The sequence below is a fragment of the Collinsella sp. HCP3S3_E11 genome (assembly GCF_052067375.1).
Classification (GTDB): Bacteria; Actinomycetota; Coriobacteriia; order Coriobacteriales; family Coriobacteriaceae; genus Collinsella.
Window position 1 is genome coordinate 24881 of record NZ_JBQHQI010000009.1, and the last position, 26349, is coordinate 51229.

Annotated in this window: 26 protein-coding genes; 1 reads left to right on the plus strand and 25 read right to left on the minus strand. The window is 59.8% G+C overall.

Annotated elements, in window-relative coordinates; genetic code table 11:
- Positions 1-188: 188 nt before the first annotated feature.
- On the minus strand, positions 189-2198 hold the full coding sequence (locus tag ACTM86_RS06390; protein WP_441016282.1) for a fructose-specific PTS transporter subunit EIIC: 2010 nt from the start codon (positions 2196-2198) through the stop codon (positions 189-191).
- Between the two features lie 271 nt (positions 2199-2469).
- Between ACTM86_RS06390 and ACTM86_RS06395 the strand changes: the two genes are divergently transcribed.
- Positions 2470-3327 carry a MurR/RpiR family transcriptional regulator gene (locus ACTM86_RS06395; RefSeq protein WP_154515542.1) on the plus strand — a complete coding sequence of 286 codons (858 nt, stop codon included), beginning with the start codon at positions 2470-2472 and terminating at the stop codon, positions 3325-3327.
- Positions 3328-3547: 220 nt separating this feature from the next.
- Here ACTM86_RS06395 and ACTM86_RS06400 read toward each other — a convergent pair whose 3' ends face one another.
- The 24 genes from ACTM86_RS06400 to lspA all read right to left on the minus strand — a co-directional run bounded on the left by ACTM86_RS06400 (position 3548) and on the right by lspA (position 26258).
- Positions 3548-5176, minus strand: coding sequence for a DNA repair protein RecN (locus tag ACTM86_RS06400; protein ID WP_441016285.1), 1629 nt, complete (start codon positions 5174-5176; stop codon positions 3548-3550).
- Positions 5166-6026: an NAD(+)/NADH kinase gene (locus tag ACTM86_RS06405; RefSeq protein ID WP_427728169.1), complete on the minus strand. Its 861-nt coding sequence runs from the start codon at positions 6024-6026 to the stop codon at positions 5166-5168. The genes ACTM86_RS06400 and ACTM86_RS06405 overlap by 11 nt, the downstream gene beginning before the upstream one ends.
- The gene (locus ACTM86_RS06410) at positions 6023-6826 is read right to left on the minus strand and encodes a TlyA family RNA methyltransferase (protein ID WP_441016348.1); all 804 of its coding nucleotides are present in this window, start codon (positions 6824-6826) and stop codon (positions 6023-6025) included. Before ACTM86_RS06410 ends, ACTM86_RS06405 begins: the two co-directional genes overlap by 4 nt.
- Before the next feature lie 8 nt (positions 6827-6834).
- Complete coding sequence (locus ACTM86_RS06415) at positions 6835-7101, minus strand: exodeoxyribonuclease VII small subunit (protein ID WP_154515533.1); 267 nt, start codon at positions 7099-7101, stop codon at positions 6835-6837.
- Positions 7102-7103: 2 nt separating this feature from the next.
- The gene (gene nusB / locus ACTM86_RS06420) at positions 7104-7688 is read right to left on the minus strand and encodes a transcription antitermination factor NusB (protein WP_427717322.1); all 585 of its coding nucleotides are present in this window, start codon (positions 7686-7688) and stop codon (positions 7104-7106) included.
- 3 nt (positions 7689-7691) lie between these two features.
- A complete protein-coding gene (locus ACTM86_RS06425) occupies positions 7692-8054 on the minus strand; it encodes an Asp23/Gls24 family envelope stress response protein (RefSeq protein ID WP_441016288.1) in 363 nt (120 codons plus the stop codon).
- Positions 8055-8078: 24 nt separating this feature from the next.
- Positions 8079-8642 carry an elongation factor P gene (gene efp / locus ACTM86_RS06430; protein WP_154515524.1) on the minus strand — a complete coding sequence of 188 codons (564 nt, stop codon included), beginning with the start codon at positions 8640-8642 and terminating at the stop codon, positions 8079-8081.
- 159 nt (positions 8643-8801) lie between these two features.
- Positions 8802-9932: a M24 family metallopeptidase gene (locus ACTM86_RS06435; protein WP_427717316.1), complete on the minus strand. Its 1131-nt coding sequence runs from the start codon at positions 9930-9932 to the stop codon at positions 8802-8804.
- 132 nt (positions 9933-10064) lie between these two features.
- Complete coding sequence (locus ACTM86_RS06440; RefSeq protein WP_441016291.1) at positions 10065-11174, minus strand: hypothetical protein; 1110 nt, start codon at positions 11172-11174, stop codon at positions 10065-10067.
- Positions 11171-11704: a shikimate kinase gene (locus ACTM86_RS06445; RefSeq protein WP_154515515.1), complete on the minus strand. Its 534-nt coding sequence runs from the start codon at positions 11702-11704 to the stop codon at positions 11171-11173. The genes ACTM86_RS06440 and ACTM86_RS06445 overlap by 4 nt, the downstream gene beginning before the upstream one ends.
- 8 nt (positions 11705-11712) lie before the next feature.
- Positions 11713-12210: a YqeG family HAD IIIA-type phosphatase gene (locus ACTM86_RS06450; protein WP_441016294.1), complete on the minus strand. Its 498-nt coding sequence runs from the start codon at positions 12208-12210 to the stop codon at positions 11713-11715.
- A gap of 2 nt (positions 12211-12212) precedes the next feature.
- On the minus strand, positions 12213-13646 hold the full coding sequence (gene mltG, locus ACTM86_RS06455; protein ID WP_441016297.1) for an endolytic transglycosylase MltG: 1434 nt from the start codon (positions 13644-13646) through the stop codon (positions 12213-12215).
- On the minus strand, positions 13639-14067 hold the full coding sequence (gene ruvX, locus ACTM86_RS06460; RefSeq protein ID WP_035138185.1) for a Holliday junction resolvase RuvX: 429 nt from the start codon (positions 14065-14067) through the stop codon (positions 13639-13641). Before ruvX ends, mltG begins: the two co-directional genes overlap by 8 nt.
- A gap of 17 nt (positions 14068-14084) precedes the next feature.
- Positions 14085-16742 carry an alanine--tRNA ligase gene (gene alaS, locus ACTM86_RS06465; protein ID WP_441016300.1) on the minus strand — a complete coding sequence of 886 codons (2658 nt, stop codon included), beginning with the start codon at positions 16740-16742 and terminating at the stop codon, positions 14085-14087.
- 148 nt (positions 16743-16890) lie between these two features.
- Entirely contained in the window at positions 16891-18300 is a 1410-nt protein-coding gene (locus ACTM86_RS06470) for an AI-2E family transporter (RefSeq protein ID WP_427747351.1), read from the minus strand.
- Positions 18297-19088: an RNA polymerase sigma factor SigF gene (locus tag ACTM86_RS06475; RefSeq protein ID WP_427717298.1), complete on the minus strand. Its 792-nt coding sequence runs from the start codon at positions 19086-19088 to the stop codon at positions 18297-18299. Before ACTM86_RS06475 ends, ACTM86_RS06470 begins: the two co-directional genes overlap by 4 nt.
- 1 nt (position 19089) lies before the next feature.
- The gene (locus tag ACTM86_RS06480; RefSeq protein ID WP_154515503.1) at positions 19090-19467 is read right to left on the minus strand and encodes an ATP-binding protein; all 378 of its coding nucleotides are present in this window, start codon (positions 19465-19467) and stop codon (positions 19090-19092) included.
- A complete protein-coding gene (locus tag ACTM86_RS06485; RefSeq protein ID WP_441016303.1) occupies positions 19460-20050 on the minus strand; it encodes a hypothetical protein in 591 nt (196 codons plus the stop codon). The genes ACTM86_RS06480 and ACTM86_RS06485 overlap by 8 nt, the downstream gene beginning before the upstream one ends.
- A gap of 100 nt (positions 20051-20150) precedes the next feature.
- Positions 20151-21500, minus strand: a complete 1350-nt coding sequence (locus ACTM86_RS06490) for a replication-associated recombination protein A (RefSeq protein WP_118237456.1) — start codon at positions 21498-21500, stop codon at positions 20151-20153.
- A 60-nt stretch (positions 21501-21560) separates the two neighbouring features.
- Entirely contained in the window at positions 21561-22808 is a 1248-nt protein-coding gene (locus ACTM86_RS06495) for a deoxyguanosinetriphosphate triphosphohydrolase family protein (protein WP_441016306.1), read from the minus strand.
- 31 nt (positions 22809-22839) lie between these two features.
- Positions 22840-23262: a prepilin peptidase gene (locus ACTM86_RS06500; RefSeq protein WP_441016309.1), complete on the minus strand. Its 423-nt coding sequence runs from the start codon at positions 23260-23262 to the stop codon at positions 22840-22842.
- A 77-nt stretch (positions 23263-23339) separates the two neighbouring features.
- Positions 23340-24635: a glycosyltransferase family 2 protein gene (locus ACTM86_RS06505; protein ID WP_154515488.1), complete on the minus strand. Its 1296-nt coding sequence runs from the start codon at positions 24633-24635 to the stop codon at positions 23340-23342.
- Between the two features lie 82 nt (positions 24636-24717).
- Positions 24718-25731 (minus strand): RluA family pseudouridine synthase, encoded by a 1014-nt coding sequence (locus ACTM86_RS06510; RefSeq protein WP_441016312.1) that lies wholly within the window; start codon positions 25729-25731, stop codon positions 24718-24720.
- Positions 25731-26258: a signal peptidase II gene (lspA, locus tag ACTM86_RS06515; protein WP_441053322.1), complete on the minus strand. Its 528-nt coding sequence runs from the start codon at positions 26256-26258 to the stop codon at positions 25731-25733. The genes ACTM86_RS06510 and lspA overlap by 1 nt, the downstream gene beginning before the upstream one ends.
- Between the last annotated feature and the right edge of the window lie 91 nt (positions 26259-26349).

The window sequence follows — 26349 nt, forward strand, 5'->3', positions numbered from 1 at the left end:
GATAATTTGTTCGCCTGGTTGATCTGGTTGATGCGGTTGTCTATACCCTCCTGTGAACTGAGGAGTATCCCTAACTGTCGGCAGGAAGGAAATGACCCTCAGTACCGGGTAACTTGAAAAAAGGCGGGGACCCCTGATGGAGTCTCCGCCTTATATACAGGGGGCGATGTTATTCGCAAGCTGCGGGATTAGACCAGGCGGGCGTTGATCGTCTTAGCGATCTCGGCAGCGTCGGTGGAACCCTTAACGGTGGCACGGAAGCCCTCGTCCATGAGCGCCTCGGCGACCTTGGACAGGATCTTGAGGTGCGTGGTGCCGGCCTGGGCACCGGGGATGAGCAGGGCAATAGCCACGTTGACAGGAGCGCCGTCCATGGTGTCCCAACCGGTCACGCCAGAGTCGTCCTTGACGACGATGACGGCGGCCTCGGTAATGGCATCAGACTTGGCATGCGGAATAGCGAAGCCCTCCATCATGCCCGTGGTGCCCTCGGCCTCGCGGGCCAGGAAGGCGTTCATTACGGCGTCGGCGTCGTCAGCGATACCGGCCTTGACAGCCTGGTTGGAGACAAAGCTCAGGGCCTCGTCACGAGAAGCAAAATCCTCGGCGACAAAAACGTTCTCGACCTTCACGAAGTCGGAAGCCTCAGCCTTGGGGGCCTCGACGGCAGCGGCCTTGGGAGCCTCGACCGGCTTAGCGGCAGCGGCGGGAGCGGCCTTCTGATTCTTCTCGAAGTCATACTTCTTGAAAGCAACGAACAGGATGCCACCGACCACGGCGCCGATGAGGATCGCGAGGACCCACAGCGGACCGTTCTCGACAACGGGCAGGACCAGGAAACCACCGTGAGGCGCCGGATCGTGGACGTTGAACATAATGGTCAGAATCGAGGCGATGGAGGAACCGAGCATCATGATGGGCATGACGGGCCAGATGTTCTTGGTCATGAACGGAATGGCGCCCTCGGTGATGTGGGTGCAACCAAGGATGAGGTTGACGATACCGGCGTCATGATCCTCCTGGCTGAAGTACTTCTTGCCGACGATGACGGCGAAGGTGGTGATCAGCGGCGGAACGATGCAGGCGGCGGAGACGGCAGCCATGAAGTTGGTGCCGAAGTTATAGGTGTCGGTGCCGACACCGGCAGCCAGGGCCTCGGTGAGCATAGCGGTACCGGTGACGTAAGCAGCCTTGTTGACCGGGCCGCCCATATCAAAGGCGCACATGCAGCCAATGGCAAGACCCAGGACAACAGCGCCAGAGGCAGACAGACCCTTGAGGAAGTCCATCATGGCGGTGTTAATGGCAGCCATGGGGCCGGAGATGCCGAGCATGACCAGGCCGACGATGGCGGTCGAGAACAGCGGGTACAGGAAGATAGCCTTGAGGCCGTCCAGGTTCTTGGGCAGCTTGGCAAAAACCTTCTCGAGCAGCAGGATGACATAGCCAGAGAGGAAGCCGCCGACGATGCCGCCCAGGAAGCCGAAGCCCACGCCGGCACCGCCGGCATCGATCATGCCGGTCTCGGCATTAACGGGCAGGCCCTGGATGGCGATCATACCGGCGACAAAGCCGGGAACGAGCGCCGGGCGCTTGCCGATGGACTCGGCGATATAGGCGGAAAGCACGGGAACCATGAGGTTCATGGCGATGCCGCCGACGATCTTGAGCATAGCGGCAAAGCTGTTGTAGTCGGCAGCCGTCGAGTCGAAGGACGTTATGCCCCACAGGAACGAAACGGCGGTCAGAACACCACCGGCAACGACGAAGACCAGCATATGGCTGACGCCGTTCATGAGGTGCTTATAGATGATGTGACCGATGGACTCCTTCTCCTCGACCTCATCCTCGACATCGGCAGCAGCCGCAACCGTGTCGTCGCCCTTGGCGGCGAGAGCACGGTCGATCAGCTTGCCGGCAGCCTCGACGGACAGGGCCTTGGAAACACCGACGGAAACCATGGGCTTACCGGCGAAACGCTCCGCCTGGACATCCTTATCGGCTGCGACGACGACGGCCTTGGCACCGGCGATCTCACCCTTCGTGAGTTCGTTCTCGACACCGACCTGGCCATGAGTCTCGACCTTAATGGTCAGACCGCGCTCGGCAGCTGCCTTCTCCAGCGCCTCCTTCGCCATGAAGGTGTGCGCGATGCCGGTCGGGCAACCGGTGGCGGCGATGATGTCAAACTTAGCCATGTGTCCCTCCTTCTTGAGTACTGCGCCCGCGGGCGCTCCCCTACACGCGCTACGGTGCGCGCTTTTCCACTCCTGAAAGATACCAAGCCACCGCTTATATGAGAAGCAATCAAGCCTATTTCTCCGGTGAAAGGTTCTTTCACAACCGTAAACGGTCGATGAAAGTTTACCATCAACTTTTGAAACAGCAAGGTGTATCTTGTAATTGAAATCCCCGTATACTAGAGCGGCACACAACAAGACAGCTTTTAATGCCAACCAGGAGTCATCCATGTCCGATAGCAGCAAGAGCGCACTCTCCCTTATTAGCACGCACAAGGGATACAGCGAGTCCGAGCAGCGCATTGTCGACTATATCCTAGAGCACCAGTCCGAGGCACCGCTCCTAACAGCCGCGCAACTCTCGCGCGCCGCCGCAACCTCCGAGGCCACCGTCTCGCGCTTCTGCCGCAAGCTAGGCTTTGGAAGCTTTCGCAGCTTTCAGTTTTCGCTGGCGCGCGATCTGGAGAGCCAGCGCAATGAAGGCCTCACAGACGAGGTCTCGCTCGATAATATGGAGCAGAGCCTCAAAAACATCCTCGCCGCAAAGGTCAGTGAACTCAATGCGACCATCGATGGCATTGATCACGATACACTGGCAGCCGTCGTACACGCGTTTAAGAACGCAGGGGCTATCGAGTTTGCAGCCGTAGGTAATACCAACGCCGTTGCGCTCGACGCGACGTTTAAGTTTTCGCAACTGGGCCTTCGCTGTATGTCAAGCACCATCAGCGAGACATCAATCGGCTTTGCGCTCACGTTGCGCCCCGGCGACGTTATCGTGCTGATCTCGAACTCTGGCAAGTCGCGTCGACTGAATCGCATGGCAAAAGCGGCTCGAGGCTGTGGTGCCACCGTAGTCGTCATCAGCAGCGACAGCAAGTCTCCGCTTGCTCGCCTAGCCGACTACACCTTTAATACCGTGAACCACGAGGCGCTGCTCACCACGGGCGACTTTGCGTTCTCCAAGATCAGCGCCACGATGATCATCGAGGTTATCTACAACTTCCTGCTGCCCGAAATCGAGGACGCCCGAGAGCACATCAGCTACTACGAGGAGCTTATCCAGCCGGATAAGGTCGTGGAATAGAAATTTTGGCGAGCCGACAAACGCCACTCGCCACGAAACCGGCCCATCTACTACGTTTTATCAGTATGGCCCAACCACATACCGAAAATAGAAAAACCGCAGGCGTTCTACCTGCGGTTTTCTTTTTGCAATTCAAGGCGTGGTTGCCGATAGCCTATTAAACGTAGTAGATGGTCCGGTTTCGTGGCGGCCGGGTCGAACATACATGTAACGGCTCGGCCTAAGCACGCGCTTCCTCGAGCATCTGCTTAGCGTGCGCCAAGCTTGCCTCCGATTGATCGCCGCTCAGCATGCGGGCGATCTCTGCGGTACGGGCGTCCCCGGCCACCTCATCCAGATGGGTTTGGGGAACGTCGCCCGGCTCTTTGCTCACCACGTAATGTTTGTCGGCCATGACGGCGACCTGCGCCAGGTGCGTTACGACAATCACCTGATGCGTTGCGGCAAGATCTGCCAGAACGCTCGCAAGGGCGCGTGCAGTAGAGCCACCAACACCGGCATCGACCTCGTCGAACACCAACGTATCCACGCCGTCCGCGTTACCCAAAACAACCTTGCTCGCCAACATGACACGGCTCAGCTCGCCGCCAGACGCAATGCGGCGCAGGGGGCGCGGCGTCAATCCGGCACCGCTACGATACAAAAGCTCGTAGCTCGAAGGGCCCGCCGGCGTCCACTCGGCGCGCGGAAGATCGCGCGAGTCCCAAACGAGCTCGGCGCCGCCCATCTCCAGGCGCGCCATCTGACGGCCAACCTCGTGGCAAAAGCGCGGGGCTGCCGTATTGCGTGCACGCTTAAGTGCCTTGGCGGCGGCGAACAGTTCGCGCTCCGCCGCGCCAAGCGCTTCGCGCGCCTTCTTAATCTGCTCATCACCATCGTCTACCAGCGACAACAGCTCTCGCGAGCTATCGCGCATGGCAAACACGTCGTCCATGGTGGGACCCCACTGACGCAAAAGTCCCTTAAGGTCGGAATACCGCTCGCGCATACGAGCCAGCTCGCGCGGATCGAAGGCGACCCCATCTCGATAGGCACGCAGCTCGTTGGCACAATCCTCGAGCGAGATGCAGGCATCCGAAAGCGCATCGGCGATATCACCCAACTTGCGATCGACAGTAGCCATGCGCGAAAGCTCCGCGACGGCACTGTTCACGGAATCGAGTGCTCCCCCTTCGGCAGCAAGCGACGCATGGGCATCGTTGGCCGTTGCCACCAGCACCTCGGCATGCTCGGAGCGCGGCAGCAGCTCCTCGAGCTCCTCATACTCACCCGGCTTGGGGTCGACCTCGGCGATGCGCTGCAGAGCGAAGCGCGCTTCCTCGACACGACTCCCCTGCGCACGCGAGGCCTCTTCGACGCGACGGACCTCTTTGGCAGCCGCGCGAGATGCCTTAAGGCAAGCACGATAGCGATCGAGCGCCTCGAGCGCCGGGCGCCCCGCCCATGCATCGACCATGGCAACATGATGCGCAGGGTCGAGCAGGCGCTGGTGCTCGTGCTGGCCGCAAAGATCCATCATCACACCGACGCGCTCCGAGAGCTCACGCACGCTGGCGATGCGGCCGTCAATTTTTACGCGGCTGCGACCCTCGGCAGAAAGGCTGCGTTGAACGGTGAAGCCCTCCGTGTCGTGCGGGCCGTCAAACAGGCGCGCCTCGACGTTGGCAAGCGTCTCGCCCTCGCGCACCGTCGACGAATCCGCGCGCTCGCCCAGAATGAGTTTAAGCGCCGAGAGCAACGCAGTCTTACCGGCGCCGGTCTCGCCGGTCAGAACCGTTAAGCCCGCGCTCGGAACCAACGTCGCCTCGCGAATGAGGGCAATGTTGGAAACCTGCAGCTCATCGATCATGACGCACTCCGTAGAACACGCGGCTCACCGAGTTATAGAAGCTCTCGGGGCCGTAATCCAGCAGCAGAACATCGCCGGGACCGCGACGCACGGCCACGCTCTCGACCGTGCCATCGCAGGTAATAAACTGTCCATCGATGGCGATCGCAGGCACGCTCGGGCGGTCATCGGACATAAAAATCTCGACGACATCGCTTGGCGAGGTCAAAAAGGCGCGAGCCTGAATGGTATGTGGGGCGATGGGCACGCAAACCATGCCCGTGTAATCGGGACTGACGATGGGGCCGCCGGCGGAAAGCGCGTAGCCGGTGGAACCGGTCGCTGTCGAAACGACGACGCCGTCACCGCGCAGGCGGTCGATATGATGGCCAGACACCGTGATGTCGAACTCAACCATATCGGACAGGGGCCCGCGCGTAAGCGCCATATCGTTAAGGGCAAACGTGCGCACGACATCCTTCGTGCCATCTTCGCGCACCGAAACGATATCCGCGGCGAGGGTGGCACGGCGACTCACATGGAGCTCACCGGAAAGGGCATCGCTCACGACCTGCAAAATATCGCGATCCTCGGGGCTCGCAGCCGTCAAAAAACCCAAATGACCATAGGAAAGGCCCAGAATGGGGATCTCGCGGTAGTTGAGAATGCGGGCGGCACGCAACAGCGTGCCGTCGCCGCCGAGCGTAATGACCAGGTCGGCATCGTCAACATCGGGCGCACGCTGGATCTTGGAACGCTGATCGGCAGCCCATGCGACCTCGTAGCCCTGGCGCGAAAGCCAAAGCTCGAGCATCAGGCCGCTCTCGACCGCCTCTTGCTTGTAGTAATTGGGAACCAGAAAGACCTTCATAGCGTTGCAGCTTTCTCGCTCAAAGCCGTTACCTGTGATTGCAGCTCATCGTCGGCGCGCTCGCCAGAGGCAAACCTCGTGCCGTACAGGAAAAATTCGACGTTGCCCTTGGCGCCATGGATGGGCGACACGCACACGTCGAGCGGAAACAGGCCCTTGGCGGCAAAGAGCTCAATCGCCGCCACAAGCGTATCGCGGCGGACGGAGGGGTCGGTCACGATACCGCCCTCGCCCACCAGCGCAGCCGGCGCCTCAAACTGCGGCTTTACGAGCGTGCAGAACGAACCCGAAGGCTTCAGGCACGCCAACACGGCGTCGATGATATTCGCGATACTCGTAAACGACACATCGCAGACAGCCAAGTCGATAGCGCCGCCGTAGCCAAGCTCGGGCAGCTGTGTCACGTTGGTACGCTCATGGAGCCTCACGCGCTCGTCTTGGCGCAGCGACCAATCAAACTGAGCGCGACCCACATCGACCGAAACGAGCGTTGCGGCGCCACGCTTGAGCAGGCAATCGGTAAAGCCGCCCGTGGAGCAGCCCACATCGAGGCAAGCAAGGCCCTTGGGATCGATCCCAAACGCATCGAGCGCGCCCTCGAGCTTGAGCCCGCCGCGCCCCACGTAGGGAATACGGCCCTTCACGTGCAGGGGCAGACCGGGCGTCACCTTAAGGCCCGGCGAGGTCAAACGCTCGCCGCCACTCGAGACCAAGCCGGCCATAAGAGTGCGAAGGGCATCCGCGCGGTCGGCGCAGATGCCCTGTGAAATCAGTTCGTCATCGAGACGCACGCGTTTCATGAATGCCATCAACCATTCGTATCCGGAGACGCGGCCTGGCTATCCTGGGATTCGTTTGCCGCATCCTCATCGTATTCCTGCTCGAGCTTATCGGCCTCACGAGGCGTCAACTCAAACTTGTCGACCATATCGACCGCACGGGAGCCAAGTTCGATCGCCTCGTCAAACAAATCGAGCGAACGCTCCAAGGACGTATCCTTGGAGCGAACGGTAGCGATGATCTGGTCCAAGCGGTCCGAGATCTCGTCGAAGTTGCGGACGGAACCCTCTGGCATGGCTACTCCTCGACGGTACCGGTCTCGACCTCGGCGACCTCGGCACCCTCGTCGAGAACGCCGGCCGCAGCCTGAGCGGCTGCAACCTTGGCGGCAGCCTCGGCGGCCTGGGCCTCCTCGCGGGCGCGGTCCTCGGCCAGCAGCTCCTGATACAGGTCCTCGCCCGGCAGCTCCTCGCTACGCGCGATCTTGCCCAGCACGCCATTGACAAACGACGCGGACTGGTCGGTGCCATAGGCCTTGGCAAGCTCTACAGCCTCGTTGATCACGATGGCGTCCGAGACCTCCTCGTCGGTGAGGAAGCGCATCTCATAGACGGCGATACGCAGCAGATTGCGATCGGCGCCGGGCATGCGCATAAGATCCCAGTTCTTGGCGATGGAGCGCAGGGCGCAGTCGATGCGGTCGATATACTCGTAGGCACCGCGGCACAGCTCCAGAGCGTAGGGGTCGAGGGGACCCTTCGAGATCAGGAAATCGCCCTCGAGGACGCGCTCGAGCGGGCTGTCCGTGGCCTCGGCCTGGAACAGCAGCTGCAGCGCCTGACTGCGGGCAAGCGTACGCCCGCGATAAACCTTAAGGCTCAAAGGTTACTCCTTGGGGAAAACGAGGCCGTCGATGCAAACGTCAACGCGCTCGACCTCGACGCCTACCTGGGCATCGATAGCTGCGACCACGGCGGAGCGAACGGCCTCGGCGAGTTTCTTGAACGGATAGCCAAAGAACACCACGACGCGCACGGTGAGTGCGAGCTTGTCGCCGATGACCTCGGCCTCTACCGCCGGATCGGAAGCCGGGGACTTGGACGAAAGCATCATGGAGACAAGGTTGGTGGCAAGGTCCTTGACGCCCACGGAGGCGATGCCCTCGACATCCGTGACGGCGCGCGAGACGATGGCGGTCAGAACATCGGGCGAAATACCGATGCCGTCAATCTTGATTTCCTGGGGCATGAGTCCTCCTAGAAGAGTTGGTTGCTAGACGCGGGAGACGAACTTGCCGTCGCGGGTGTCAACCTTGATGACCTCGCCCTCGTTGAGGTACATCGGGACCTGGATGACAGCACCGGTGTCGATGGTGGCCGGCTTGGTGGAACCCTGAACGGTGTCGCCCTTAAAGCCCGGGTCGGTCTGGACGATGGTGGTCTCGATGAACATCGGCGGGGTCACGCCCATGAGCTCGTCGTCGGCGAAGAGCAACTGGCAGGTGTCGTTCTCGCGCAGCCACTTGGAGTTCTCGCCCACCATGTCCTCGGGAACGGGAACCTGCTCGTAGGACTCGTTGTCCATGAAGATGTAGTCGGCGCCGTCGTTGTAGAGGTACTGGAACTCACGGGTGGTGAGCATGACGCTCTCGAACTTGGTACCGGCGTTGCAGGTGTTCTCGACGACACGACCGCTCTTGATATCGCGGGTCTTGTAGCGCACAAAAGCACCGCCCTTGCCCGGCTTGACGTGCTGGAACTCGACGATGGTGTAGACCTTGTCCTTAATGCGGAGACCGAGGCCGTTCTTGAAGTCGGCGGTAGAAATGGTAGGCATAGCGACCTTTCTTGTTATGGGTAGAACGCACAAGCGTCCAAATTACATACGAGCGAAATTATACACTTGCAGGCGGCGCCTGCGGCGAGCGCATAAAAAGAGAACGCGGGGCGCCCGAATCATTTCGGACGCCCCGCTTCCAAAATCGAACTGAATGGCTTAGCAGTCGATGACGTGCAAGTCGTGCGGGGTCTTGGTGAAGGGCTCATAGCCGTTCTCGGTGACAACACCGTAATCCTCCAAGCGCACGCCGCCCACGCCGGGCAGGTAGACGCCGGGCTCCATGGTGACAACCGAGCCGACCTCGATGATGTTCTTGCTGCGGTTGAAGTTGGGCAGCTCGTGGATGTCGATACCGACACCATGGCCCAGGCCATGGTTGTAGTAATCGCCATAGCCGGCATCGCCGATGATCTTCTTGGAAAGCTTGAAGATATCGTTACCCTCGACGCCCGGATGGATAGCGGCGACGCACTCCTCGTGGGTGCGGCGCACGAGCTCGTACAGGTCGAGCTGTTCCTGCGTGGGCTCGCCCATCACGACGGTACGCGTCATATCGGAGCGATAGTCGCAGTAGCCCGCGCCATAATCCATGAGGACGAAATCGCCCTTCTCGATGACACGGTCGCTCGGCACAGCATGCGGGTTGGCGGTGTTGGGACCGCTCGCGACGATGGAGCCAAAGGCCAAGCTGTCGGCACCGTTGGCGAACATAAAGTTCTCGAGCTCGTTGCGAACCTGCTTCTCGGTCATACCGGGCTTAATAAAGCCGAGCATGTGCTGGAAGGCGGCATCGGTGATCGACTGCGCGTGTCGCATGAGCTCGATCTCCTCGGCATCCTTGATGGCGCGCATCTTACGAATGTCGTCATGCATCAGCGGCAGCATGCAGGCGACGGAGCGATCCTCAAGACCACGCTGAATACCCTGGTAAAAGTTAATCTGCATGTCATCCTCGACGGCGCAGACACGACACTTGTTGGCCGCGATCTTGTCGGCAACCCAACCGGGGATGGTGCCCTCGTCCATGTCGTAGACCCAGGGGCTGCCGGCGGGCGTGTTCTCCTCAAAGCTGTTGAGATAGCGCGAGTCGGTATGGAACAGGCATTGATCGGCCGTAATAAATGCGGCGTGCGGAAACTCGAAGGTGTAATCGAAGACGCCCTTTACACCCGTGAGCCAACGGAGGTTGGCCTCATCGCGCACGACGATAGCATCGTAGCCGCGCTCGACCATCAGGGCACGGACACGCTCGATACGACCGGCAGGACCGGCAGCAAACTCAGACATTCAGATTCCTTTCTTATTGTCCTCAAAAAGAGCAGGACGAGCTTCAAACGAATAGCCGAACCACAAGCGATTCGCAACCGATTGAAAACCCGTCCCTCAAAATGATACGAAAGACGATGGATGTCAATAAAGTTAAAAAAGTTCCTTGCGAGAAGCCAGATACGCCTGCGCATGACGTTCGAGAATCTCGTCCTCGACATTTGTCAGGCGAATGGCGCCGAGCGCCGCGGGCAGCGGCAGCATGCTGCGGTTTGAGCGGGCAAACTGCTGCTTGCGGAACTCCTCGATAAACGCGGTGGGCTCCAAGTCGAAGGCAAGCTCTTCGATGCCAAAGTCCTCCAGGCAATCGTCGACCTCAAACACATTGTCGATATCGAAGTCGCAGGCATCATGTGCTAAGCGCGCCTCAAAGCGCATGCCCTCGGAAAGGAGCTGGTATGCGGGAACGTTATCCGCGGCCTCGCCCAGGCAGGCGCGAAGGGTGCGCTCCCCTGTCTTACCAAAATCGAGTGCATGGCGAGCACTGGGGTTCGTGGCCATGAGCACGTCTTTGCGCGCGGTCTGGGACCACTGCACAGCATTGACGAGCGCGACCTCCTCGCCGGAAAGAATCTCGGGAACAGTCTCGGTAAACTGATTCCAGCGGGACTTGCTGCTCGAAAGCATGGTGCCAACAAGCACCACATAGCCGAGCTTGAGATCCTCGGGGTCCGCCTCGCGAACAAGGTCGAGGTCACACACGACCAAGCCCGATTCGGGACGGAACGCGATAGCGGGAAGCGCATTCGACGACGAGGCGACGAGCGGCTTCATGGTCGTCGCGACCGTGAGCATGGCGTCGAACGTTGTCGGCAGCAAGGCGCACTCGGTGCGACCGCACCACTGATTAGCACACCAGCTAACAACCGAGCAGGTTGCGGCATCACCAACGGCGACAACCAGATCGTCGCAGGTAATGCCGTTGGCAGATAGGGCGCCAAAGATGGCATCGGCATCGGCCAGCGTGGCACCAGCAGGCAAAACCTCGAGTGGGAGCTGCGACACGACAAAACCGGCATCAACCAGCGCATGCTCGACGACCTCGCCAAAACGCTCTGACGTGGCGTCGTTCCAAACCACCAGCGCGCGCTTAGGCTTGCCCACAGCCGAGGCAAACATGCGCGACAGCTCCTCGAACGCGCCCAATCCGACGCGGACATCGACACTGCGGTTTTGGAAATTGATCAGTTGACGGCGAATCATAGCAGCCCACGCTCCAAAAGCATCTCGGCACAAAGGTAGGAAACGTCCTCGAAGGACTTGTTGCGAATATCAAGAGTAATATCGGCGGCCTGGCGATATAGCGGACGGCGATGCTCAAACAGGCGCGCGGCATGCTCGGGCGAACGGAAATCGGGACGCGTGTCGGACCGACGAATCTGGCGAATCGAATCCTCAAAGTCACCTTCGAGATACACACAGATACCCATCTGGTGCATAAGCTCAATATTCACCGGAGTCTCGACGATACCTCCGCCGCAGGAAACCAGCAGGCTGCGCTCGCTTTGGAGCGAACGGAGCGCCGAGGTCTCGAGCTCGCGAAAACGTTCCTCCCCCTCGGTCTCAAAAATCTCGGTCACCGATTTACCGCAACGACGCACGACAAGGCGGTCGGTATCGATAAAGCGACGTTTGAACATAGTGCCCACGTTGCGCGCAAGCGTCGATTTGCCCGCGCCCAAAAAGCCGATAAAGAAGATATGGTCGCAGCCGTGTTTGGTGTGCTGGGACATAGCGAGACCTATTCCTCGCAGGGAAGGTCGCGCAGGGCCCGGCGCTCAAAGATACGGAAGATCTGCGTATACCACAGGTCCTGAGTGGCCTGAGGCTTTACCAGGATGGTATCGACGCCGGCGAAATTGCCGCTCCACACGTCCGTGTAGAGCTGATCACCGATCAGCACCGCCTCGTCGGCCGTGGCGCCGAGGCGCTTAAGACCCGCCTTGAGGGCAAACGGAGCCGGCTTCATGGCGTGGCTAATGGCCTCGAGTCCCAGCTCGTGTGCCGAGCTCATGACCTGGTCGCGATGCCAGTTGTTAGACACCATGCACAGCTTAAAGCCTTTGGCGCGGGCGGCGTCGAGCCAAGCGGAAACCGCGGCGGGAACCTGCTCGGTGTCGCGCGGCACCAGGGTGTTATCGCGATCGAGCAGAATGGCGCGTTTGCCGTCGGCCCACAGGGTATCAAGGTCGATGCGGTCGACGGATGCAACATATCGTTTGGGGCTGAAAATCCTCATGTTTAATTCCAAGACTGTTGGTGCTCTTCGTAGGTTTGCGAGAAGTACTCCTCGTCCTGCGTAATGTAGAAATACAGGTCATCGGAGTCGGTCGGCTCAAGCGTGGCCTTGAGTGCCTCGAGCGACGGGGAGCAGATGGGCGTGGGTGGCAGACCCTCGTGCTTATAGGTGTTATACAGACTATCGCTCTGCAGGTCGTCGGCGGAAACCTCGCCACCGGTGACATACATCATGGTCGCATCGCTGTTGAGATAACGCAGACCGTCGAGCTTGCCGGCAAGGCGGTTGTAGAAGACCGAGGCGACATGTGCGCGCTGCTCGGCGTTGAGACCCTCGCGCTCAACGATGGAAGCGAGATTGATGATGTCGTAATCGGACATCTCCACGCCGTAACGCTCTTTGATCTTGGCCTCGCACCCGGCAAAATCGAGAGACTTGTACTCGGTGTTGAACTGATCGAGCATGGCGCGAATAACGTCATCGGCGCTCGGGTCCTTGCCCAGCGAATAGGTCTTGGGGAACAGAAAACCCTCGAGCGAATCGTTGGCGGCGCCCTTAAGGAAGCTATAGTCGTCCACGTAGTTGGAGGCCTTGGCCTGGTTGAGGAAGTCTTCCTTAGAGATGCTGTCGTAGGCCTGGGCCACACGATCGGCGACTTGATCGACCGTTAGACCCTCGGGAATAGTAAGCGCATTGGAGCCCGCATTGGGGCCTTCCATGAGCTGCTGAACAACCTTGGTCGCATCCATGAATGTGGTGAACGAATAGGTACCAGGCTTGAGCGACATATCGGCATTGAGCTTTTTGACCGCCGCATAGTAATCCTTGGGATTTTCGACGATATGGTTCTCGGAGAGGATCGAGGCGATGGTGTCGCCCGAAGCACCGTCGGGAATGGTCACCGTAACCTGCTGACCAGCCGTAACCTTCGTATCCTCACCGGCAAAGAAGCCCTTGACGGCCGGCACGACAAAGAAAGCGATCGCAGCAAGCGCGAGCACCGCCACCACAACGCCGATGATCATGGGAACCGGAGAACTCTTCTTTTGAGCACCGCGACGAGCACGCGTGTCGTAGCTCGAGCGGGTCGCCGGAGCAACGCCATGCAAACCGCGAGCATGATGCGAAAGCGATTGGGTAGCCTGCGTTCGCTGGGCAGGTGCCTGCTGCTTAAAGCGGGTACCGCCTGCAGGCTGGGCCGTACGAGCAGTGGGCTGCTGAGCCGCGCGAGAAGCCGGATGCTGAACCGAACGAGCAGAAGGCTGCTGACCCGTCCGTTGAGCCGGTTGGGCCGAACGAGCGAAGGACTGCACCGGGCGCGCGCCAGGCTGAGCTGCGCGCTGCGTCGGCTGTGCCGGACGCTGGCCAGGCTGGGCAGGGCGCGACGCGGTCTGACGTGTACGATTCGGCTGGCGCGGATCGGAAGCGCTAGGCATGCGAAACCTCCTCGTTTTTACGATCGAGCCACGTCTGCAAAAACAGGCTGGCGGCAATCATGTCAATCTTGCCCCTCATCTGCTTTTCGTTGAGTCCCTGCTCGCGCAAGATACGCTTGGCCTCTTGCGAGGACAGACGCTCATCCTCAAACTCGAGCGGAAGATCGAGCTCGTCGGCAATCTTTTGCGCCACGGCGGCAACGCGCTCGGCCTGGGGGCCGGGCTCACCGGCCATGGTCAAGGGACGTCCGCTTACCAGGATGTCGGGCTCATAGTCCTCGACCAGGTAGCGAAACGTCTTGGCCATACCGGTGACCTCGGCGGCCGGGAGCACCTTGACGGGCATCGCCATCTTGCCATCACGGCTCGAGACGGCAATGCCAATCCTGGTCTCCCCTATGTCCAGCGCGAGCGCGACCACAGCGACTACTTCGGTTCTTAGGCGCCCAGCGCGGTCTTAGCGGCCGCGAGGGCATCGGCGATACCGGCGGCGTTCTTGCCACCGGCCTGGGCCATGTTGGGACGGCCGCCACCGCGACCATCGACCAGGCCCGCGATCTGCTTGATCACGTTGCCGGCGTGGAAACCGGCCTTGACGGCGTCATCGGAGCCGGCGGCAAGCAGAGCCGGGGTGCCCTTCTCGGTCACGCTGGCGACGACGCAGGCGACAGGGCCGGCGACCTTCTGGTGCACGGTATCCCAGACGTTGCGCAGGTCAGCAGCCTCAAGGCCCTGGAGCTCGGCGACAACAAGCTTGTAGCCATCAAGCTCGACGGCGCCCTCGATAGCATTGGAGATAGCGTCGGAGGAGCCACCGGTCAGGGCCTTCTTGAGCTTATTGGACGTCTCGCGCAGCTCGGCCTGCAGGTTCTCAACGCGGGCGGGAACCTCGTCGACGCGGCACTTGAGCGCAGCGGCAGCGGCGTCGACGAGTGCCAGGCGGTCGGCCATGTAGTCGAGGGCACCCTTAGAGGTCACGGCCTCGATGCGGCGGACGTTGGAGCCCGTGGAGGACTCGGAGATGATCTTGAACAGGCCGATCTCGGCAGTGTTGGCGGCATGCGTGCCACCGCAGAGCTCGCGAGAGAACGGCTGGTCCTCGGCGCCCACGGAGACAACGCGGACAACGTCGCCGTACTTCTCGCCAAAGAGGGCGACAGCGCCGGCGGCCTTGGCCTCATCGATGCCCATGACGCGGGTCACGACCGGCTTGGAAGCGAAGATCTGCTGGTTGACCAGGTCCTCGACAGCCTTGAGCTGCTCGGAGGACAGGGCCTCAAAGTGCGTGAAGTCAAAGCGCAGGTGCTCGGGCGTCACCAGCGAGCCGGCCTGGGAAACATGCTCGCCCAGGACCTGCTTAAGGGCGGCATCGAGCAGGTGCGTGGCGGTGTGGTTGCGGCGCAGGAAGCCACGGCGCTCGGCGTCGAGCGCGGCGGTCACGGTAGCGCCGACGGTCAGCGTGCCCTCGGCAACGTGGGCGTCGTGGGCATACAGGCCGTTGTGGTTCTTGGTGTCGGCAACCGTCAGCGTAACGCCCTCGGCGGATAGCTTACCAGCGTCGCCCTGCTGGCCGCCCATCTCGGCATAGAACGGGGTGCGGTCGAGCACAACCTCGACGTCCTCGCCGGCGGTAGCGGACTCGACGGACTCGCCGTTGCGAACAATGGCGACAACCTTGGCGCCCTCGATCACATCGTTGTCATAGCCGTCGAACTCGGTCGCGGCGACTTTGTCGGAAAGCTCGACCCACACGTCGTTGAAGCTGCCCCAGGCGTCGCCCTTGGCATTGGCGCGGGCGCGGGCCTTCTGGTCCTCCATGCAGGCGGTAAAGCCGTCCATGTCGACGTCGTGGCCAGCGGTGCCGGCGATCTCGACGGTCAGGTCGATGGGGAAACCAAAGGTGTCGTGCAGCTTAAAGGCAACATCGCCCGGAAGCACAGCGCCCTCGGCGAGCGCGGCCAGGGCCTCGTCCAGGTAAACGCGGCCGTTGTCGAGCGTCGTGGAGAAGCGCTCCTCCTCGGAGGCGACGATGCCCTTAACGAGTGCGACGTTCTTGAGCAGCTCGGGGTAGGCCTCGCCCATCTGAGCGTTGACCTCGTCGATGAACTTGGTCAGGAAGGCGCCCTCGATACCCAGCAGGCGACCGTGGAACACAGCGCGGCGGAGCAGGCGGCGAAGGACGTACTCGCGGCCCTCGTTACCGGGCAGGATGCCGTCCGAGATCATGAAGTCGACGGCACGGGAGTGATCGGCGATGATACGCAGCGAGCGGCTGGCACCGGAGTAATCGTCGGCGTCATAGGTCTTGCCGCTGATCTCCTCGCCCAGCTTGATGAGGTGCTGCATCAGATCGCCGTCGTAGTTGGCGGTCTTGTGCTGCATGATAGCGGCCATGCGCTCCAGGCCCATGCCCGTATCGAGGTTGCGGTGCGGCAGCTCCGGCATGGAGCCGTCCTCCTGGCGGTCGTACTGGGTAAAGACGAGGTTCCAGAACTCCAGGAAGCGGTCGCAGTCGCAGCCGGGCTTGCAGTCGGGGCTGCCGCAGCCGACCTCCTCGCCCATGTCAAAGTAGATCTCGGAGCACGGACCGCAGGGGCCGGTGGGGCCGGCGGCCCAGAAGTTGTCGTCCTCGCCCAGACGCGAGATGTGATCCTCGGCAACGCCCAGAGAGCGCCACACGTCATGGGTCTCGTCGTCCTCGGTAAAGACGGTGAAGTACAGGCGGTCGAGCGGCAGCTTGAACTCCTTGGTGATGAGCTCAAAGGCCCAAGCGCAGGCCTGCTGCTTGGAGACGCCGCCAAAGGAGAAGTCGCCGAGCATCTCAAAGAAGGACAGGTGACGGCCATCCTCGCCGATGCAGTCGATGTCGTTGGTGCGGACGCACTTCTGGCAGGAGATAGCGCCGATCTCCTTCATGGTCTTCTTGCCCTGGTAATACTCCTTAAACTGGTTCATGCCGGCGTTGGCAAGCAGCAGCGAAGGATCGTCGGGGACGAGGGACGAAGAAGGATAGAGCTTAAGACCGCGCTCCTCAAAGAAGTTGAGGAACTTAGAGCGAATCTCAGCCGTAGTCATTGACGGGTAGTCAGCACTCATAGAGGGAATCTCCTCGGTTTCACATCGAAACAGTTCAAACGTAACGATATTACCATCCCACCGCGCCTGTGCAAAAAAGAGGGTCGCCAAACAGCGACCCTCCAGCGAATTTGCACGTTATTGCCTATGAACTTGAACTTGAAATGACTTACTGCTCATCATCGTCCATGGAGCCGTCGATGCCGGTATTGGTATCGTCGTCCGAGTTGGAATCGTCGTCTTTGGCGAAAGGATTCTTGAAAAAGCCCGTAGCATCGGGCTGAAGGCCCGAGAGCTTGATCCAGGGGTTATCGAGCTCGGGCCTGGGCATGGCCTGCGCCTCGGGCGCAGTCTCGTTACCGATGAGCTCGGACTCATAGATGAACGTATCGTCTCCAAGCGCGTCATAAGCGGCGACCGGGTTACCCTCGGTATCGCGATACGGCGTGCCCTTAAACACGGCGCCGTCGTATGCCACGAGCTGGCGGCCGGTCTCGTTCTCAAAGTAGTAGACGAAAATGCCCTTGAGGGCCGCGCACAGCGGAATGGCGATAACCATGCCGATGGCGCCCATAAGCGCCGAACCGATAACGAGTGCCGTCAGGCTCATGATGGGATGCACCTGGACCGAGCTCTGCATGACCTTAGGCGAAATGACGTTGTCAGTGACATTTTGCGCCACCATGGTCACGACCAAGGTCCACAAAGCCAGCATCGGGCTGAACATAAAGCCGAGCACCGTAGCAATCGCCGCGCTCACCCAGGGGCCAACAACCGGAACCAAGTGCATGATGCCCGTAAAGATGGCCATGAGCGCCGCGTAGGGATGGCCAATGAGCGTAAAGCCGATAAAGGCGAGGATGCCACCGCAGATGGACGTCACGACCATGCCACGCATATAACCGCCGACCGAGCGCGAAAGAATCGCAACCATAAAGCGGTACGAGGTCTCCTTTTCCTGCCCGATGATGGTGCAGACCTCGTGGTGCATACGGGGATAGTCGCAGGCCAGCCAATAGGCAAGCACCAGACCCAGGAAGATGACGAACAGCTGCGAGGCCGTATTGGTAATGAACGGGAATACACCGCGACCAAGCTCGGCGGCAATCTGAGATACATACTTGGACGCCACGGTAACCAGCGAAGAAAGATTATCGTCCAGATACTCTTTGAGCGGCGTGTTGTTGAGCGTCTTGGCATGCGAGACCATCTCGTTGAGATCACCGCCCGCAACACGAAGCTGCTCAGGCAGGCGGCTCAAGACTTCCATGATCTGACCAAAGAGAATCGGCGACAAGATGCAAACGACACCGACGAGCACAGCAACGACCACGATCAGCGCGATAAGCGAACCAATGCCACGGTTGACGCCGTGATGCTCGAGCCAGTTAGTGATCGGCGACATCACAAAAGCGATGATGGAACCAACAGCTAGAAACTCGATAACCGGCGCCAAAATACCCATAAGGTTAAAGATGACGGCGGCGATGACAATGCAGCCGACGACGGCCCAAATGCGAAGCGTCAGAATACGGGTATCGCGCAGCGCGCGATCGGTTTGTTGGGGGTGTTCACTCATGAACGAACCATCACTCCGTCGGGGTCGATCTTGTCCTGAACCTTCTTAAGGGTACGACGCAGCAGGCGCGAGACCTGCACCTGCGAGATGCCCAGCTTCTTGGCGATCTCGATCTGGGTCATGCCCTTTACGAAACGCAGCTCGATAACCTCGCGCTCGCGCGGCGAGAAATCGCGGATGGCCTCCTCAATCACCAGGCGGTCATCGGTAAAGTCGAGCTCGTTGTCGTCGTCGGCGTAACGGTCGAGAATTGAAGGCGCGTCGTCAGAATCGGACGCACCGGGGGCCTCGATGGGCACCGAGGTATAGGCCGAAGACGATTCCATGGCCTCCAGCACCTCGTCAACGGTCACGTCTAGGTACTCAGCGATTTCCTCAACCTTAGGCGAGCGCTGTAGCTCGTTAGTGAGCTTGTCGGTGGCCTGGTTAACCTTGGCAGAGAGCTCCTGTAGGCGACGCGGAACGCGCACACTCCAACCCTTGTCGCGGAAGTGACGCTTGATCTCACCCAAGATGGTGGGCGTGGCAAACGTGGTGAACTCAAGTCCGCGCTCGGGGTCAAAGCGGTCGATAGCCTTGAGCAAACCCAGATAGCCGACCTGCATGAGGTCGTCGAGCGGCTCGCCGCGATTCTTAAATTTGTTGGCAAGAAACCTTACCAGGTTCATATGGGACATGACGAGCTGCTCGCGGGCGTCCGGATCACCGGTCTCTTTGTAGCGACGAAACAGCTCGCGGGTTTTCTCCTTGTCCCAAGCGGTCTTACCGCTCCGGGAACGTTCGGTCATATTAGATATCCGCCTTGAGATCGAGGGAAAGCGTCAGGGGCGCCGCAGTCTTTTCGTAGGAATCGCACACGCTTGCCAGAATGAGCTCGGCATATACGGCGGCCTGGTCATCCTCATCGACAGTCGCCTGGTCGCCAAAGGTGAAGGTCATGCCCACGTGAGACTCGTCGACATCGAATTTGATCGAGATAACGTCAGAATCAACGGCCGTGCAGCCAAAGATGAAGGCCTCCTCGGCAGCCATACGAATGTCCTCGATGCGATCGACGGACATGGAACACAGAGCGCCGACATTAGCCGCCGTCATTCGCACCAGGCGTGCCAGACGCGGATCCCCGGCAACCGTCAGCGTGATAGAGCAAGTTGCTTCACTACTCATCGCAGGACTCCTCGGAGGTCTCGGCGGGCGTGTAGGTGTAATACCGGGCTGCTTTAGCAGCAGGCTTCTGTGCATCATCGTCACCAGCAGCGGCATCGTCCCCGGCTTCGCCAATCAGGACACGCTCGGTCGGCTGCTCGGCTTCGGCGGCAGCGGAAAGATTATGCTCGGCGTCGACCGCGGGAGCCTTCACCTTGTTAAAGAGTTTCTGAACGGCACCGGCCGCAGAGTCGGTCACACTCGACACGGCATTGCTGGCCTCGGCCATGCTGCCCGTAACCTCGGAAATGTCGCGAACCACGGCTTCGACCTCTACGAGATTGGAGGTAAGGGCGTCGACGGCGGTCTTGCTCGACTTGAGGAGCGGCTCAACCTGCGCCAGCGCGGGGGTGAGCTCATCGACGGCGCCATCGAGCTTTGCTACCACGGGCTGAGCCTCGGCGATGGTGTTGTTAAGGTCGCTCACCGTCTTGTCGAGCGAATCAACGACAGTGCGGGTCTTTCGCAGCGTGAGCGCGAGCTCGATGACAGCCCACACGCCGGCAACGGCGAGCAGCAGCAGGGCGATTTGGATGGGACTCATACAAGCCTCCCGAAGGAATCGAAATACAGACGCTGTTCATGGTACCCCAAAGGTGACCGAACATGCCAAAAGCAGCAACGTGAGACAAAATTACCAGCAGCTACTTCGGTGCATTCCCGCTACGGTCGCGCTCGCTTTGCTCTACACGCCACTCTTCCCAGCCGCGGCCGGCAGGCTGCCAAAACGCACCGCGCTCCAGCCCCTCGGGCAAATAGCGTTGATCGACCCAGCCTTCGGGATAATCATGCGGATACTTATACACACCGTATTCGTCACTGCCCGGGCGATGACGATCACGTAGATAGCTCGGCACCTCGCGCAGCCCACTTGAATGAATATCGGCCAACGCCGCATCAATCGAGGCCTCACACGCGTTGGATTTTGGCGCTAAGCACACATAGAGTGCAGCCTGAGCCAGATTAATGCGGCACTCGGGATAACCGATGACCTCGGCAGACTTAAACGCGGCATGCGCCACCAATAGCGCCTGCGGATCGGCGTTGCCAACATCCTCAGAAGCCTGAATCATAATACGGCGAGCGATAAACTTAGGGTCCTCCCCCGCATCGATCATGCGCGCGAGCCAATAGATCGTGGCATCGGGGTCGCTGCCGCGCATAGACTTAATAAACGCGCTGATGATGTCGTAGTGCATGTCGCCGTTTTTGTCATACGAAAAACCACGGCGCGGATTGGCAATCTTTACGTCATCCACGGTAATGGGATAACGCTCCCCCGCCGCCGGCGCTGGCGTTCCCTCGGTATCGGGACGCGTGACGGCAATCTCGCTCGCAAGCTCGAGCGTCGTGAGTGCCGAGCGAGCGTCACCCGCAGCCAGCGTGCAGATGGTCTTAACCGTATCCTCATCGGCCGAGAACTTGCCGTTCAAACCCTGCGGCGCCTCGAGCGCACGCTCGATAAGCGTGGCGATATCCTCGTCCTTTAAATGTTCAAGTTCCACCACGCGACCGCGCGAGAGCAACGCCGAGTTGACCTCGAAGTACGGATTCTCCGTCGTGGCGCCAATCATAATGACGGTACGGTTCTCAACCGCATGCAGCAGAGCATCCTGCTGCGACTTGGAGAAGCGGTGAATCTCGTCGATGAAAAGAATGGTGCGACGGTCGTACGTATTCAGGCGCGTCTTGGCCTCGTCAATCACGCGGCGCAGGTCCTTCACTGTGCCCGTCACGGCGCTGACCTCGACAAACTCGCTCTTGGTATGGTTGGCGATAATGTGGGCCAGCGTCGTCTTGCCCGTACCGGCCGGCCCATACAGAATCACACTCGACAGCACGTCATGCTCAATCGCGGCACGCAACCACGAGCCCTTACCGACGGCCTTTTGCTGGCCCACGTACTCGTCGAGCGAATTGGGCCGCATGCGCACCGCAAGCGGCGCATTCTGAAAGGAACGCTCACGCGTCGAAGCAGAAAAAAGGTCGTCCATAGCCATCCCGTGCATCAATCAAAAACGTTTTCCATGAACAGTATACCGAATATATACGAACTACCGTTCGTTAATATAGGTACGGTGCGGAAACATCAATCCCGGGAACAGCTTGCTCGTGAGCTCGCAGAAATAACCGTCCGTCATGCTCGCAATGTAATCCACGACCGTCTGGTCCTTATCGTCCTGCCATGCATAGGTGCGATCGTAGTAGGAAAGCTGCTGCTCAATGCGAGAAATGTGGTGCTTAAAGATATACGAGGACTCGTCGCCTTCGTTTATGTCCCGCAGGCAACGGTCATAGAGCTTTTCGAAGGCCTCGCGCAGCTCCGCTTCGGAGTCGCCTTCTATGCCGCCCTTGCTATAGATCTTAACGTAGTTCTCGCGCTTGGCCCGGCGGATCTCCTCAAACAGGTCCTCGCTCATCTCGATGCGCGGCTTGCCATAGCTGTGCTCGACGATATCGATAGAGGCATGCGTAAGGATCCAGCTGTTGTATGCACCGCCCAGGTCATCGTCAAAGGCGTCGGGTAACAGCAGGCCCGCCGCAATGGCGTCTTGCCGATCGCGCCCAACGTAGGCAAGGATATCCGAAATGCGAACCACGCAGCCCTCGAGCGTCATGGGGCGCAGGTGCTCAATTGCGCTATAACCCGTGGCAATGCATTCCTCGACGGTTCGGTCGAACTGGTTAAAGGAACCCATGTCCGAAAGCTCAAAAACACGCTGTTCGTACTCGCCGTTGTGGCACAGTACGCCATCGAGCGTCTGGAGCGACACGTTGCGGCCGTACAGCGCGTCGAGCACGCGAACGGATTGTACGTTATGGAAAAAATAACGCCCCGTGCGCTCATGATAGATGTCGTTGAGGAAACGCTCACCGGCATGGCCAAAGGGCGTGTGGCCCAAGTCGTGGCCTAAGCCAATCGCCTCGATCAGATCGCAGTTGAGCCCCAGAGCACGCCCGATATCGCGAGCGATGCGCGAGACAAGCTGCACGTGCAGGCCGCGGCGCGACAGATCGTCGTTGCTGCGAAAACTGAAGACCTGCGTTTTGCCTGCATAACGTGTGTATGCTGGCAGATGCAGGATCTTTTCGATATCGCGCATAAAGGACGGACGCATAAGCGTGCCCTCGTCTGCGGCCCGATCGACACGGCGGATGGCCTGGTCGTCACCGCATCGATAGGGATTAACGACACCCGCGGCGCGGTCGGCGGCAATGCGCTCGACCAGCTCGGGCGACAACGCCGCGGGAATGCGATCCAGGCGCGCCTTGATGGCGGCTGTCTGTTGATTGATTGCCATGGCATGCTCCTTAAAAAGGGCGCGCAAACGGTTACAGCGTACTACCCACGAACTCGATTATGGCAAATATTGGCACCAAAAACGGCAGCAAAGGCAGCGAGCGCGATTTTACGATGAGACAGGCGGCGGCAAGGGTCAGGAGCGCAACTGCAAACGCGACGACGCCGCTCAGGGGATCGAAGGTGCAAAGGGCAAAGAGCGCCTTGGCATCCCCCATGCCAACGCCAGGGGCATGGCGAAGGCGACGCCAGAGTGACTCAGTAAGCACAAGGGCAAGGTAGACGATGACCGCAAGACCGGCGTGGTCAAGCGCCATGTTAACGCCCTTGTCGAGCCAGACGCCTGCAAACGCCGCCACCGCACACGCGCCGGCAAGCTCATTGGGAAACCGCCGCTCGCGGGCATCAATCGCCGCGCCGGCAAAGATGCAAATCCAAAACGGGATATAGAACATCGAAACCCCTCAACTGAGCGCTCAAACGTAAAACCACCGCAAAGGTTCTATCCCCTTTGTGGTGGTTTTGATGGTGGTTATTTGGCGCCCTGCATGACCTCGTCGAGGGTAACGCTTACGGCGTGCTGCGTCGGCACCCAGTCGACCTTCAAGAACAGCGCTGCTACCGTAATGGGGATATAGCTGAACATAAAGATCGGGAAGGTAAACAGGTTGGTTACCAGACGCCACTTTTGCGCGCAGTGAATATGCTTGTATTCAAAGATAGTCGTGAGCAGCGCCAGGATAAAGAAAGTCTGATACATCATAGCGAAGGTCATGATGAGCGAAGCGGCACACGCCTGCATCTCGACTTCGGTAGCCAAGAAACCGTGCGAAAGGCCGCCCACGATCAGGAACGTCGCATTAGCGAGCATCGAGATCAGAGAGAGCAGCATGCCCGGTGCGATCGTCATAAACATGTCGTAGGCGGCAAAGCGATGATAGCGGAAGGTCGATTTGACCAGGTGCTTACCGTACGTAAAGAACACCTGGTAGAAGCCCTTGGTCCAACGCATGCGCTGTTTCCAGGATGCCTTAAACGTCACGGGCTGTTCGTCAAAGAACTCCGCCGGCGCATAGCCAATGCGAATGCCGTGAATGGCACAGAACGTGGTGAACTGAATATCCTCGGTCAGCGTGTGGAACTGCCAGCCGTGCATACCCTCGATAACGCTGGCGGAGATGAGGTAGCCCGAACCCGAAACGGCGCAAGACGTCTTACAGATGTTGCGCGCATTGTTGAGAAAGCGCGCCTCGCGCAGATACCACGTGGCATTAGCTGCCGAGATCCACGAGCTGCCAAAGTTCTTGGAATTGCGATAGCTCGTAACAACATGGAAGCCCTGGTCAAAAGCATCGTTCATCTTGGACACGTAATCGCGGGCGATAACGTTATCGGCATCGAAGATAAAGTAGCCTTCAAACGTATCGGGATACTCGTTAAGGATGCGGTCGAAGCCATAGTCCATGACCCAGCTCTTGCCTTTACGGGCCAAGTCATTGCGCTCATAGACGACGGCGCCCGCCTCGCGCGCGAGCTGCGCCGTGTTGTCGGTGCAGGCATCGGCGACCACGAAGACCTCGATAAGCTCGGACGGATAATCTTGGTCCTTAATGGAGCGCACGAGGTTGGCGATCACGGCCTCCTCGTTATGCGCCGCGATAAAGAAGGCATAACGATGGAGCTTCTTGGCCTTGGGAGGCGCGACCTCACCACGAAGAGCGCCGATGACAAAGAAGACCACCTGGTACAGAAAACAGACCGTAAGCAGCGTGACGACAATCTGGTTGAAGATCACGATAGGTGTGTTGGTTTGTAAAAAGGCGAGCATGCAGGCTCCCAGGAACGCGTGACGTAAACAACCGTATATCTTACCGCAGGCTTACGGAGTTCAAGAAACCACCTAATACTGGCTAGGCCTCGAGCAGACCGAGCTGAGGGACGATTTCGTTGCCAGCGGCAGTGCGGCCGAGCGAACGCGGGGCCAGATCATCCAGAACCGCCGCAAGATCCCATGGCAGCTCGTCACGGCACTCGATGTGCTCCCCCGTCACGGGATGATCGAACGCCACACGCCAGGAATGCAGGAACTGCCTGGTCAAACCCTGATCGGCACGAGCATCGCACTTGCCATAGAGTGGATCGCCCACGCAGGCGTGGTTGATATGACGCATGTGAACGCGAATCTGATGCGTGCGGCCGGTAAACAGGTGACACTCGACAAGCGTGTAGCCGTCGTCGAAGCGCGTGGAATCAAAGCGCTCAAGGACCTTAAAGGTCGTGATGGCCTGGCGCGCAAAGGGGTCATCGGAAACCGCCATCTTCACGCGGTCGCGCGTGGAGCGAGCGATACCAGTATTGATAGTGCCCTCGTCCATGGCGATGTGCCCATGAACGAGCGTAATGTAGCGACGGTCGAGCGTGCGCGTACGAATGAGATTTTGGAGCGCGCGCTGGGTGTCGTCGTCTTTAGCCGCGAGCATAAGGCCCGAGGTATCGCGATCCAGACGATGCACGATGCCGGGGCGGTCCTCGCCCTGCACGGTACCCAGATGGTCGATGCCGCAGTGATAGACCAAGGCATTCGCAAGGGTGCCGCTCTCATGACCATGCGCAGGATGGCACACCAGGCCACGCTGCTTGGAGAGCACCATGAGATAGTCGTCCTCATAGCGAATGTCGAGCGGGATGGCCTCGGGGATCACGTCGGTCGGGTCATGCGGCTCGGGCAGGTCGACCGAGATGCGGTCACCGGAGCGTACGGCATACTTTTTAGATAGGCAGGTCTCGCCGTTGACGGCAACGGCGCCTCCCTCGATCAGATGCGCGCAGGCAGAGCGCGTGGGGCAGCCATCGTTGGCGCCCAGATAGGCGTCGAGACGTTGACCGGCGCAATCGTCGGCAACGAGAATATGGATGTCGGCCATTAGCGCTCATTCCTTTCGCGAATCTTGCGGGCACGCTCCCCACGCTGCTTAGCTTTACGTTTGGCGCGGGCCTCGTCACGGGCGTTGAGCTCGGCGGTCGCATCGACCTCGCGAGCGGCGGGACTCAAGAACATGTATCCGATGAGCGCCAGCACGACACCGGCGGTAATGCCGATATCGGCCACGTTAAAGACGGGGAAATCAATGAAGGTAGTGGCAATAAAATCAGTCACAAAGCCCATGGCCAGGCGATCGATCGCGTTGCCGATGGCACCGCCCGCAACCATGGCCATACCCACGACCTCTAGGCGAGCGAGCTGAGGAGCACGGAGCAAGTACACGGCAATGGCGGCAATGGCCGCAAGCGCCAGCACGGCAAACGCTATGCCATGGCCCTCGCCCATGCTAAAGGCAGCTCCGATATTGCGGACAAACACAAAATCGATCACGCCGGGGATAGCGGTCATATGCAGGGTATCGCCCACGGCACGAACCGCAAGCTTGGTCAGCTGGTCAACAAGCAACACAAAGAGCGCCACCCCACCAGCAACACCTAACCGCCAACGCAAAGGCGGCGTCATATCCGCACCACGACCCAAAGAAATCCCCTACCCTCAA

Bases quoted from the DNA above. Each gene is read 5' to 3' on its own strand.
- ACTM86_RS06500 (WP_441016309.1), bottom strand. From the start codon at position 23,262: ATGTTCTATATCCCGTTTTGGATTTGCATCTTTGCCGGCGCGGCGATT.
- alaS (WP_441016300.1), bottom strand. From the start codon at position 16,742: ATGAGTGCTGACTACCCGTCAATGACTACGGCTGAGATTCGCTCTAAG.
- ACTM86_RS06415 (WP_154515533.1), bottom strand. From the start codon at position 7,101: ATGCCAGAGGGTTCCGTCCGCAACTTCGACGAGATCTCGGACCGCTTG.
- ACTM86_RS06425 (WP_441016288.1), bottom strand. From the start codon at position 8,054: ATGCCCCAGGAAATCAAGATTGACGGCATCGGTATTTCGCCCGATGTT.
- mltG (WP_441016297.1), bottom strand. From the start codon at position 13,646: ATGCCTAGCGCTTCCGATCCGCGCCAGCCGAATCGTACACGTCAGACC.
- ACTM86_RS06480 (WP_154515503.1), bottom strand. From the start codon at position 19,467: ATGAGTAGTGAAGCAACTTGCTCTATCACGCTGACGGTTGCCGGGGAT.
- ACTM86_RS06395 (WP_154515542.1), top strand. From the start codon at position 2,470: ATGTCCGATAGCAGCAAGAGCGCACTCTCCCTTATTAGCACGCACAAG.
- efp (WP_154515524.1), bottom strand. From the start codon at position 8,642: ATGCCTACCATTTCTACCGCCGACTTCAAGAACGGCCTCGGTCTCCGC.
- ACTM86_RS06435 (WP_427717316.1), bottom strand. From the start codon at position 9,932: ATGTCTGAGTTTGCTGCCGGTCCTGCCGGTCGTATCGAGCGTGTCCGT.
- ACTM86_RS06495 (WP_441016306.1), bottom strand. From the start codon at position 22,808: ATGGCAATCAATCAACAGACAGCCGCCATCAAGGCGCGCCTGGATCGC.
- ACTM86_RS06510 (WP_441016312.1), bottom strand. From the start codon at position 25,731: ATGGCCGACATCCATATTCTCGTTGCCGACGATTGCGCCGGTCAACGT.
- ACTM86_RS06470 (WP_427747351.1), bottom strand. From the start codon at position 18,300: ATGAGTGAACACCCCCAACAAACCGATCGCGCGCTGCGCGATACCCGT.
- ACTM86_RS06505 (WP_154515488.1), bottom strand. From the start codon at position 24,635: ATGCTCGCCTTTTTACAAACCAACACACCTATCGTGATCTTCAACCAG.
- ACTM86_RS06445 (WP_154515515.1), bottom strand. From the start codon at position 11,704: ATGTCCCAGCACACCAAACACGGCTGCGACCATATCTTCTTTATCGGC.
- ACTM86_RS06450 (WP_441016294.1), bottom strand. From the start codon at position 12,210: ATGAGGATTTTCAGCCCCAAACGATATGTTGCATCCGTCGACCGCATC.
- ACTM86_RS06400 (WP_441016285.1), bottom strand. From the start codon at position 5,176: ATGATCGATGAGCTGCAGGTTTCCAACATTGCCCTCATTCGCGAGGCG.
- ACTM86_RS06440 (WP_441016291.1), bottom strand. From the start codon at position 11,174: ATGATTCGCCGTCAACTGATCAATTTCCAAAACCGCAGTGTCGATGTC.
- ACTM86_RS06405 (WP_427728169.1), bottom strand. From the start codon at position 6,026: ATGAAGGTCTTTCTGGTTCCCAATTACTACAAGCAAGAGGCGGTCGAG.
- ACTM86_RS06390 (WP_441016282.1), bottom strand. From the start codon at position 2,198: ATGGCTAAGTTTGACATCATCGCCGCCACCGGTTGCCCGACCGGCATC.
- ACTM86_RS06490 (WP_118237456.1), bottom strand. From the start codon at position 21,500: ATGGACGACCTTTTTTCTGCTTCGACGCGTGAGCGTTCCTTTCAGAAT.
- ACTM86_RS06475 (WP_427717298.1), bottom strand. From the start codon at position 19,088: ATGACCGAACGTTCCCGGAGCGGTAAGACCGCTTGGGACAAGGAGAAA.
- ACTM86_RS06410 (WP_441016348.1), bottom strand. From the start codon at position 6,826: ATGAAACGCGTGCGTCTCGATGACGAACTGATTTCACAGGGCATCTGC.
- ACTM86_RS06485 (WP_441016303.1), bottom strand. From the start codon at position 20,050: ATGAGTCCCATCCAAATCGCCCTGCTGCTGCTCGCCGTTGCCGGCGTG.